The organism is Streptococcus loxodontisalivarius, from assembly GCF_016908645.1.
GTDB lineage: Bacteria > Bacillota > Bacilli > Lactobacillales > Streptococcaceae > Streptococcus > Streptococcus loxodontisalivarius.
Window position 1 is genome coordinate 1 of sequence record NZ_JAFBEH010000059.1, and the last position, 10,861, is coordinate 10,861.

Genomic DNA, 10,861 nt, shown 5'->3' on the forward strand with positions numbered 1-10,861 from the left:
ATCGAGCGAGTCTTTGATATAATCTACTTGTTCCATATGAATCTTTCTAATGATGGTTTTGTCGCTTTTCATTATAAGTCATGTGGGACTTTTTTCTATATTCAAAAAGCCCTACAATCTCCTTGGTGGATTTACCCACTACAGAAATTATAGAGCCAACTTTGAAAGGAGACTTTCAAGGTTTTTCTGTAGTTGACGAAATTTTTTAAAAATTGCGACTTTTTATGGTCTAAATTCGGATTTGTGTTACAATAGTAGTATTCATTTTTCGACAAAAGGATAGAGAAAGGACCGTCATGACTGAAAGAAATGACATTGTAAAGCCCAAGGACATCACCTTGGATGACTATAAATTTGGATTTCATGATGATATTCAACCGATTTTTTCAACAGGAAAGGGACCTACTGAGGAGGCTGTCCGTGAATTGTCACGTGTCAAGGAAGAGCCTGATTGGATGTTGGAATTCCGCCTTAAGGCTCTAGAAACTTTCCACAGCATGCCTATGCCAGATTGGGGTCCAGACCTTTCTGAGCTTGATTTTGATGAGATTATCTACTATCAAAAGGCTTCGGAAAAAGCAGAGCATTCTTGGGATGATGTTCCAGAAGAAATTAAGGAGACCTTTAACCGTATTGGGATTCCTGAGGCGGAGCAGCATTATTTGGCAGGAGCTGTTGTCCAGTACGAATCAGAAGTGGTCTACCACAATATCAAGGATGAATACGATAAGTTAGGTATCATCTTTACAGATGCAGATACAGCTCTGCGTGAGCACCCTGACCTCTTTAGAAAATACTTCGCTAAATTGGTTACGCCAGGTGATAACAAATTGTCTGCCCTCAACGCTGCCTTTTGGTCAGGTGGGACCTTCATCTATGTTCCTAAGGGTGTTAAATGTGAGATTCCCTTGCAGACTTATTTCCGTATGAATCACGAAGAGACTGGACAGTTTGAGCGTACCTTGATTATTGTTGATGAGGGCGCCAGCATTCATTATGTGGAAGGGTGTACCGCACCTATCTATTCGACAGCTAGTCTGCATGCGGCTATCGTTGAAGTCTATGCACTTGAGGGCTCAACCATGCGTTATTCGACGATTCAAAACTGGTCTGATAACGTCTATAATTTGGTTACCAAACGTGCCAAGGCGGATAAGAATGCTACGGTAGAATGGCTGGACGGCAACCTTGGTTCTCATACGACCATGAAGTACCCATCAGTCATTTTGGACGGTGAAGGGGCGCGTGGCACTATGCTGACAATCGCCTTTGCCAATGGTCACCAAATTCAGGACACAGGTGCTAAGATGATTCACAATGCACCGCATACCAGCTCATCAATCATTTCAAAATCCTTGGCAAGACGAGGAGGAGAAGTCAACTATCGAGGACAGGTTAAATTTGGACCAAATTCAAGAAAATCCGTCAGCCATATTGAATGTGATACCATTCTAATGGATGACCTGTCCAAGTCTGACACCATTCCATTCAATGAAATGCACAACTCCCAAGTTGCCCTTGAACACGAAGCTAAGGTTTCAAAAATCTCAGAAGACCAGCTCTATTACCTCATGAGCCGTGGTTTGACAGAAAGCCAGGCAACAGAGATGATTATCATGGGCTTTGTCGAACCCTTCACCAAAGAACTCCCAATGGAATACGCCGTCGAACTCAACCGATTGATAAGCTATGAAATGGATGGTTCAGTGGGTTAATATTACTAGTGATTAAATAGCCATGGGGCTATTTAACACAGTAATACGCCAACTGAAGTAACGTGATAAGGGAAATGAAGTTTCCCACAATAGATTTAGTTGACGAGTTAATAACAGCTATAAATCTGTTATTAACCGACAAACACCCACAGAAGTTATTGGATAAAGACAAGGCAGACTGGATCTGCCTTGTCTACTTTAGATTTAGTTGATGAATGATTGAACAGTTATGAAACTGTTCAACATCATCAAATACCCACTGAGGTTACAAATAGAGGAAGCGAAGTTTCCTACAATAAATTCAAGTGACGAGTTAAGAACAACTACACACAGAAGTGATTAGATAAAGTAAAGGCAGTGTTGTTCTGATATAAGCTTAGAATTTATGAATTAAGAGTAGTTATCAACTAAAATATTACCATTTAAGAGAGTTAATACTCTCTTTTTCTATACATTTTTCTATGATAAAATAAGAATAATCTATTAGAGAATAGTTAAGAGGAGATTGAATTATGAAATGGCTAAGGAAGAGCTTGATTCTATTTTTAAGTGCAATCATATTAATAGGATTGAGCGGATGTAAAAGTCAGGAACAAAAGGTAAAGGATGAAATAGAGCCCTTATTTGAAATTTTAGACAGCCAAAATATTGAATCACAGAATGTTTCAGTAATTAAAGATTCATTTAGCTATTATGTGGGAGATTCTGAGGAAGAAGGTTTTGAAATTACTCTTGATACTGAGATTCCGAATGGTTTAAAGGGATCAATAGTTAAGACATCTAAGGATGAAAAAAATCAAGAAGAAATTTTTTTTATTAATAATTTTTTGTATACAAGTTTAAGTGGACAAACAAAAACAGAAAATCAATTATTTTTTGATGAATTTCATTTTTCTAACAAATATTTTCAGAAATTGGTTTTAGACAAATATTCAAATTCAATAGAAACCTATGATAAGACAATGCATTTCCATGAAGAAGAGTTGTCCTCATATAGTAAAAAAATGATTAATCAATACTCTTTATCTATTGACTCTGAAGTCACAATTATTGTGGAGAAATTAAGAGGAGATTCTGAACAGAGTTTTAGATATATACTAACCTACTCATTATATGATTCAACTAAAAATACAGAAGTGAGAAGGATATTAGTGTTCCAAGTTAAGGAGGGAGTATGAGTTAAAACTAACAAATACTCTCACCACAATATGAGTATGGAATCATTTTGAATTGATGAGATAGAATGAGCGTTGAAAACGGTGTAAAAAGACGTGTTTAGGTTTCCGCAGATAATATGAATTTAAGGGTAATAATTAAAGTTGAGAATCTCAGTGGAAGCTTACAAAGATGTTTACCTTGCAGATTAGATGATAGAAGACTAGCACAATTGCTAGTCTTCTTTTTGTTTTCTGGTATGTTTTTAGGCTAAAACTTGGTATAATAGAGAGGTATTTTTTATTTTAGAAAGAGAACATTATGAAAGAACTAGAACACACTTTAGAGGCTTCTTTTGGGATTGTTTTTGAGGACGGAAGTCTTCTGGAGACAGCTTTTACTCATACCTCTTATGCTAATGAACATCGCCTCCTAAACATTTCACACAATGAACGTTTGGAATTTTTAGGAGACGCGGTTCTACAATTATTGATTTCGCAATATCTTTATCTCAAATACCCAAACAAGGCAGAAGGGGATATGTCAAAACTGCGTTCGATGATTGTTCGCGAGGAGTCACTAGCTGGCTTTTCTCGTGATTGTGGTTTTGACCAACATATCAAACTTGGTAAGGGTGAGGAGAAATCTGGTGGACGCAATCGCGACACTATCTTAGGCGATCTTTTCGAAGCTTTTTTAGGAGCTCTGCTATTGGACAAGGGTGTCGAAGCAGTCTCAAACTTCCTCAACCAAGTCATGATTCCCAAGGTGGAGACTGGTAGCTACGAGCAGGTCAAAGATTACAAGACTCAGCTGCAGGAGTTGCTCCAGACTAAGGGTGAGGTCAGCATCGTCTATACGGTGGTCAATGAGGAAGGTCCAGCCCATGCCAAGCAGTTTCAAGTGCAGGTGACAGCTGACGGTCAGGTGCTCAGTCAAGGACAAGGACGTTCTAAGAAAATGGCAGAGCAGGATGCGGCTAAGAATGCCCTGGCAGAGTTGACATAAGGAGAAAGGTTAATGCTGGTATATGATACTGGCAAGCAATCATTATGTATTTAAAAGAAATTGAAATGCAGGGCTTCAAGTCCTTCGCTGACAAGACCAAGGTTACTTTTGACCAAGGTGTGACAGCTGTTGTAGGACCAAATGGCTCTGGGAAATCAAATATTACTGAAAGTCTGCGTTGGGCTCTGGGTGAATCAAGTGCCAAGAGTCTGCGTGGTGGTAAGATGCCTGATGTCATCTTTGCAGGGACGGAAAACCGTCATGCTCTCAACTTTGCTCAAGTTCGTGTGACCTTAGATAACTCAGATGGCTTTATCGCTGATGCGGGTGAAGAGATTCGAGTAGAGCGCCATATTTATCGTAATGGCGACAGCGACTATCTGATTGATGGACGCAAGGTTCGTCTGAGAGATATTCACGACCTTTTCTTGGATACTGGTCTGGGTCGAGATTCCTTCTCTATCATCTCTCAAGGGCGTGTTGAGGAGATTTTCAATAGCAAGCCTGAGGAGCGCCGTGCCATTTTTGAAGAGGCGGCTGGTGTCCTCAAGTACAAGACACGTAAGAAAGAGACCGAAAGCAAGCTCAAGCAGACTCAGGACAACCTGGACCGTTTGGAAGACATTATCTACGAGCTGGATATGCAGGTCAAACCCTTGGAGAAACAGGCAGAAACAGCCAAACGTTTCCAAGTCTTGGAGGCAGAACGCCGCACACTTTTCCTCAATCTCTTGGTGGATTCTATTCATAAGAATAAGGAAAAATTGCAGAGCTTAGAATCTGACTTGGCTCAGGTCAAGGAAGATTTGTCAGCCTATTATCAAGAGCGTTCTAGCTTAGAAGCTGACAATCAAAAACTCAAAAATAGACGACAAAAATTGGTCCAAGAACAGCAGACCAAGCAAGAAGAATTGATTCGTCTGACCAGTCTGATCGGTGACTTGGAAAGTCGTATCCAAATCAGTCAGTTGCAGGCTAGCCAGTCTAAGGAAAAAGAATCTGAAAATCGCAGTCGTCTAGAAAGTCTCAGTCAGGAAAAGGCAAGTCTTGAAGAAAGTCTTCAAACCTCTGAAGAGAGACTGGCTCAATTAGACCAGGATTTGGCTCAACAAAGAGAAAAAATCAGTCAACTGGAAGAACATTTGCAGGACTTTTCATCTAGTCCTGATCAGATTATTGAGGGCTTGCGTGATCGCTTTGTCGGACTCATGCAGGAAGAAGCTGACCTCTCTAACCAATTGACAGCTCTGCAGTCTGACATGGATAAGGCTAGAGAACAGTCTGAAAATCAGTCAGAAGAACTCGCTCAATTGTCTGCGGAGCTCATTTCCCTAAAAGATGAAGCTAAGGATGCACTTGCTAGCTACGAGTCTGCCAAGGAAGCTGTTAAGGAGCTTCTGGATGCTTATCAGTTGCAGAATCGTGACTTAGCGGCACAGGAGGACAGCTATCGTCAGGCTCAGAATCAGCTCTTTGACAATCTAGATCAGCTCAAGAACAAGAAGGCTCGTCAGAACAGTTTGGAGTCCATCCTCAAGAGCCACAGCAATTTTTATGCCGGTGTTAAGGCAGTTTTGCAAAATGCAGAGCAACTAGGTGGTATCCTTGGGGCTGTGTCAGAGTCGGTGACTTTCGATCCTAGCTATCAGACTGCCATGGAAATCGCCTTGGGGCCAAGTAGTCAGAACATCATTGTTGCGGATGAAGCAGCTGCCAAGCGTGCTATCAACTATCTCAAGCAGAGTCGCCAAGGGCGTGCGACCTTCCTTCCTTTGACAACTATCAAGGCTCGTCAAATGTCACCACGCAATCTGGAGCTTTTGCAGTCTAGTCAAGGTTTCAAGGGACTTGCTAGCGACTTGGTGACCTATGACAAGAGCCTAGAAACCATCTTCCAAAATCTCTTAGGAGTGACGGCTGTTTTCGATACTGTCGATCATGCCAACAGCGCTGCGCGTGCCTTGAATTATCAGGTTCGTATCGTGACCTTGGATGGAACCGAGTTGCGTCCTGGTGGGTCTTTCTCAGGTGGTGCCAACCGTCAGAATAACACGACCTTTATCAAGCCTGAGTTGGACGCTCTGACTCAGGAGATTCAAGAGCTGGAAGCTAGCCAGTTGTCAGACGAGAAAGCCTTGGAGGCTAAGAAGGCAGCTCTGGATAAGGCTCGTCAGACCTTGGAAGACCTCAAACGTGATGGTGAGGATGCTCGTTTCCTTGAGCAAAAGGCGGAGCTTAACTATCAGCAGTTGGCAGACCGTCTAGCTGACCTTCAAAAATTACTTGACCGCAGAAGTCAGTCAGCGCAGCTTTTGGACCAAACTCAGGCAGAGGAGAAGAAGGCTCAGCTGGAAACTCGTTTGGCTAAGATTGCTCAGTCAAAAGAAGAGCTGACGCAGGAAATCGACCAGATTAAGACGGACAAGGATAGTATTGAGGAGAAGGTAAACCAACTCCGTGACCAATTGTCAGATGCTCGTCTTCTAGAGCGTGAGTTGACTTCTGAGCAGAAATTTGCCAGCTCAAATCGTCTGCGTCAGGAAATGGAACTTAAGGAATGCGACCGTCAGATGCGAGTCCTCAGTCAGGCTCTAGAAAGTCAAGACTCAGGTCAGGTAGAAGAAATTCCACGCCTAAAAGAACAGCTGGCACAGGCTGGTCAAGACAAGGCTAGTCGTGAACAAGATTTAATCAGACTGCGTTTTGAGTCTGAGGATATTGACGGTCAGCTGGATGATTTGGAAGAACAACTCCAGAAACTAAGTTCAAAAAATGATGACTTTATCCGTCATCAGGCTCAGTTAGAATCTAGCATTGAGCAGGTTTCTGCTAATCTTCGCCAATCTTCTCAGACCTTGACAGAAGACTATCGTCTCTCTTATCAAGAAGCGCTTAATCAGGCAGAAGAGATTGAGGATTTGCCACTTGCTGAAATGCGCCTCAAAGATTTGGGACGACAAATCAAGGACCTTGGACCAATCAATCTGGACGCTATTGCTCAGTTTGATGAGGTCAATGATCGCTTGATCTTCCTCAATAGCCAACGTGATGACTTGGTATCAGCTAAGGACCTACTTTTGGATACCATGTCAGATATGGATGACGAGGTTAAGACACGTTTCAAGGTGACCTTTGAAGCTATTCGTCTTTCCTTCAAAGAGACTTTCAGTCAGATGTTTGGTGGTGGTTCTGCCGATTTGATTCTGACAGATGGCGACTTGCTTAACTCGGGTATCGAGATTTCGGTGCAGCCGCCTGGCAAGAAAATCCAGTCTCTCAACCTCATGTCTGGTGGGGAGAAGGCCCTCTCTGCCCTAGCTCTGCTATTTGCCATTATCCGCGTCAAGACCATTCCATTTGTTATCTTGGATGAGGTCGAAGCTGCGCTGGACGAGGCTAATGTCAAGCGTTTCGGTGACTATCTCAACCGCTTTGACAAGTCTAGCCAGTTTATCGTGGTGACCCACCGTAAGGGGACAATGGCTGCCGCTGATAGCATCTATGGCGTGACCATGCAGGAGTCAGGAATCTCTAAAATTGTCTCAGTCAAGCTCAAAGAAGCTGAGCAGTTGACACGATAGGAAATAAAAGAAAACCAAGTTCTTCTAGCAAACTTGGTTTTTCTGCCTATTTCCGCCTATTTTTTGATACAATAGAACTATGTAAACGTTTTGAGGTGACCTATGATTAGATTAGTTGCGACAGATATGGATGGAACTTTCCTGCGCAAGGACGGGACTTATGACCGTCAGCGCTTGGAAAAATTGCTGACTGCTTTTGGTGATGATATTATTTTCACGGTAGCAAGCGGTCGTGCTTTGATTGCGGTGGACAAGCTCTTTGAGGGCTTTGTGGATCGCCTTGCTATTATTGCTGAAAATGGTGGTGTCGTCCAGTACAAAGGAGACATTCTCTTTGAGCAGGTCATGCCCAAGGCTGACTATTTGGCTATCGTGGACCTTTTGGAGTCGCTGGGCGATTGCGCAGGCTATCTCCTGTCAGGACGTCAGGGTTCTTATGCACCGCTTGATGCCAGTCAAGATTATTTGGATCATATGGAGCGTTATTATGAAAATGTGCAGCGCTGCGATTTGACTGAGGTTGAGGATGACATCTTTAAGGTGACTTGTCAGTTCACGGTGGAAACGGTAGCTGCGCGTGAAGAATGGTTAAATAGCAAGCTTGACGGCAAAACGGCTGTCACAACAGGTTTTGATGCCATGGATATTATTTATTCAGACTTGCATAAGGCAACAGGTCTTAAAGCACTCGCTCAGCAATTGGAGATTAGTCCAGAAGAGATGATTGGCTTTGGAGACAATCTCAATGACTATGAGATGTTAGACTTTGTAGGCACTGCCATTGCCACAGAAAATGCCCGTCAGGAGATTAAAGCTATCTCTAATCAGGTGATTGGACATTGTGATGATGAAGCTGTAATGACTTATTTGGAAGGATTGGTGAAGTAGATGACAGATATTAAGATTCTTGCCCTTGATTTGGATGGTACCTTGTTTAATGGAAAAAAGGTTGTGACCGATGAGAATAAGGCTGCGCTTAAAGCAGCACGTGAAGCTGGTGTCAAAGTCGTTATCACAACAGGTCGTCCGCTACCAGCTATCGGCAATCTCTTAGAAGAGCTTGATTTGATTTCAGAGGAAGATTACAGCATTACCTTTAACGGAGGCTTGGTGCAGCGCAATACAGGTCAGATTTTAGACAAAAGTGAGATGACTAGACAAAATCTTGCGGATATCTACGCTGTCATGGAGCCGCTGGGTTTGCCGATTGATATTCTCAGCGATGGTATTGTTTATAGCTTAGCCAGTCAGGGAAATCATTCTCTCTATCATACGGCTAATCCCATGTTGACCTTTGTTGAAGTTGACCATTTTGATGACATTCCGACTGATATCGTATATAATAAGGTAGTTATCGTAACGGACGCAGCCTTTTTGGACCAACAGATTGAGAAATTACCAGCTGATCTTTATGACCAGTTTGAAGTCTTTAAATCACGTGACATTATTCTAGAAATCATGCCACAAGGTGTCCACAAGGCAGTTGGTTTGGATCTTTTGACCAAACATCTGGGTCTTTCAGCAGCAAATGTGATGGCAATGGGTGATGAAGCCAATGATTTGTCCATGCTTGAATGGGCTGGTCTGGGAGTAGCCATGGCAAATGGCACAGCTGAGGTCAAGTCTAAAGCAGATGCCGTTACGACCAAAACCAACGAAGAATCAGGTGTAGCGGAGGCAATTCACCGCTATATCCTAAAAGATGTGTAAGAAAGAGAGACGATATGGGGTTATTTGATCGCTTATTTGGAGCCAAAAATGAAGAGAAGCAAGACTTAGAAACGGTCAGCCGAGAGATTTATGAGGAATCTGTTCAAGTTCAAGAAGTGGCAGAAAATGAAGTTGTAGCTGAGGAGACTGTCGCAGAAGAGCCAGAAGTAGAAATTCAATCGGAGTCACTTCAAGGAAGTTCTGAGAGTCAGTCAGAAGAAGCAACAGAAGAAATCCAATCAGAAACTATTCAAGAGACTGAAGACAGTCAACTAGCTAGCTCAGAGTCAGTAGCAGAAGAAGTGCTTTCTGAAAGTCAGTCACAAACCCAAGGGCAAGAGCATTTCAATGCTGTTATGGCAGACTACTATGCCAAAAAAGCAGCTGCCAAGGAAGCCTTGGAAAAAGGCGAGGAAATTCAATTCCAAGCGGTTGAAACCAAGACAGTCCAAGTTGAAGAACCAGTGGTTGTTGAAGCTGAAGAGTCAACAGAAGACAAGTACAACCGTAGTTTGAAGAAAACACGTACAGGTTTTGCGGCTCGTCTTAACGAATTTTTTGCTAATTTCCGTCGTGTTGACGAAGAATTCTTTGAAGAATTGGAAGAACTCTTGATTTTGTCAGACGTCGGTGTGACCGTCGCAACGCAATTGACAGAGGATTTGCGTTATGAGGCTAAGCTGGAAAATGCTAAAAAACCAGAAGACCTCCAGCGTGTGATCATCGAGAAACTGGTCGACATCTACGATAAAGACGGCGTCTATAATGAAAAAATCAATTTCCAAGATGACTTGACAGTAATGCTTTTTGTTGGGGTCAACGGTGTCGGTAAGACAACCTCGATCGGTAAGCTTGCCTACAAGTACAAGAACCAAGGCAAGAAGGTCATGTTGGTTGCAGCTGACACCTTCCGTGCGGGTGCCGTTGCCCAGCTGGTTGAGTGGGGACGTCGTGTCGATGTGCCTGTCGTGACTGGTAAAGAAAAGGCAGACCCGGCCTCAGTCGTTTTTGATGGTATGGAAAAAGCTGTCGCAGAAGGTGTTGATGTCCTTATGATTGATACTGCCGGTCGTCTTCAAAACAAGGACAACCTGATGGCAGAGCTGGAAAAAATTGGACGCATCATCAAGCGCGTGGTGCCAGAAGCACCACATGAGACACTCCTTGCATTAGATGCCTCAACAGGTCAAAATGCTCTCAGTCAAGCTAAGGAATTCTCTAAAATCACACCTTTGACTGGGCTTGTTTTGACTAAGATTGACGGAACTGCCAAGGGTGGTGTCGTTCTTGCCATTCGTGAAGAATTGGATATTCCAGTTAAGCTTATTGGTTTTGGTGAGAAAATCGATGACATCGGTGACTTTAATTCAGAAGACTTCATGCGTGGTCTTCTAGAGGAATTGATTTAAGCGGGGTTCACTATGTTCATCAAGAAACACCTATCAACTATTTTGATGACAACAGCTACCCTAGCACTAGCCATTCTCTTTTTCTTTGAAAATAAGTGGCCCTGGATGCTATTTTGGAGTCTATTGACACTGATAAATTGTTTTAGATTGGCCTTTGCTTATAAAAATTGCTGTCGCAATTAACTAAATCAGGCTCTTTGTCAACTGTAGTGGGTTGACTAATAATTAAGTACGAGAGAGAATCGGCTCTTTGTCAACTGTAGTGGGTTGACTAAATAATTAA

The 10,861-nt window shown here is 42.7% G+C and carries 7 protein-coding genes; all 7 read left to right on the forward strand.

What is annotated here, in order from left to right; all coding sequences use genetic code 11:
• Positions 1-296: 296 nt before the first annotated feature.
• The 7 genes from sufB to ftsY all read left to right on the forward strand — a co-directional run bounded on the left by sufB (position 297) and on the right by ftsY (position 10,578).
• Positions 297-1,715, forward strand: a complete 1,419-nt coding sequence (gene sufB / locus JOC28_RS09585; protein WP_205010472.1) for a Fe-S cluster assembly protein SufB — start codon at positions 297-299, stop codon at positions 1,713-1,715.
• Positions 1,716-2,227: 512 nt separating this feature from the next.
• Entirely contained in the window at positions 2,228-2,893 is a 666-nt protein-coding gene (locus JOC28_RS09590) for a hypothetical protein (protein WP_205010473.1), read from the forward strand.
• A gap of 298 nt (positions 2,894-3,191) precedes the next feature.
• Entirely contained in the window at positions 3,192-3,878 is a 687-nt protein-coding gene (gene rnc, locus JOC28_RS09595) for a ribonuclease III (RefSeq protein ID WP_205010474.1), read from the forward strand.
• Between the two features lie 44 nt (positions 3,879-3,922).
• Positions 3,923-7,459 (forward strand): chromosome segregation protein SMC, encoded by a 3,537-nt coding sequence (gene smc / locus JOC28_RS09600; protein ID WP_205010475.1) that lies wholly within the window; start codon positions 3,923-3,925, stop codon positions 7,457-7,459.
• Positions 7,460-7,561: 102 nt separating this feature from the next.
• On the forward strand, positions 7,562-8,347 hold the full coding sequence (locus tag JOC28_RS09605) for a Cof-type HAD-IIB family hydrolase (protein WP_205010476.1): 786 nt from the start codon (positions 7,562-7,564) through the stop codon (positions 8,345-8,347).
• On the forward strand, positions 8,348-9,169 hold the full coding sequence (locus tag JOC28_RS09610; protein WP_205010477.1) for a Cof-type HAD-IIB family hydrolase: 822 nt from the start codon (positions 8,348-8,350) through the stop codon (positions 9,167-9,169). It begins immediately after the preceding gene.
• A gap of 14 nt (positions 9,170-9,183) precedes the next feature.
• Positions 9,184-10,578 (forward strand): signal recognition particle-docking protein FtsY, encoded by a 1,395-nt coding sequence (ftsY, locus tag JOC28_RS09615; RefSeq protein ID WP_205010478.1) that lies wholly within the window; start codon positions 9,184-9,186, stop codon positions 10,576-10,578.
• Positions 10,579-10,861: the final 283 nt, after the last annotated feature.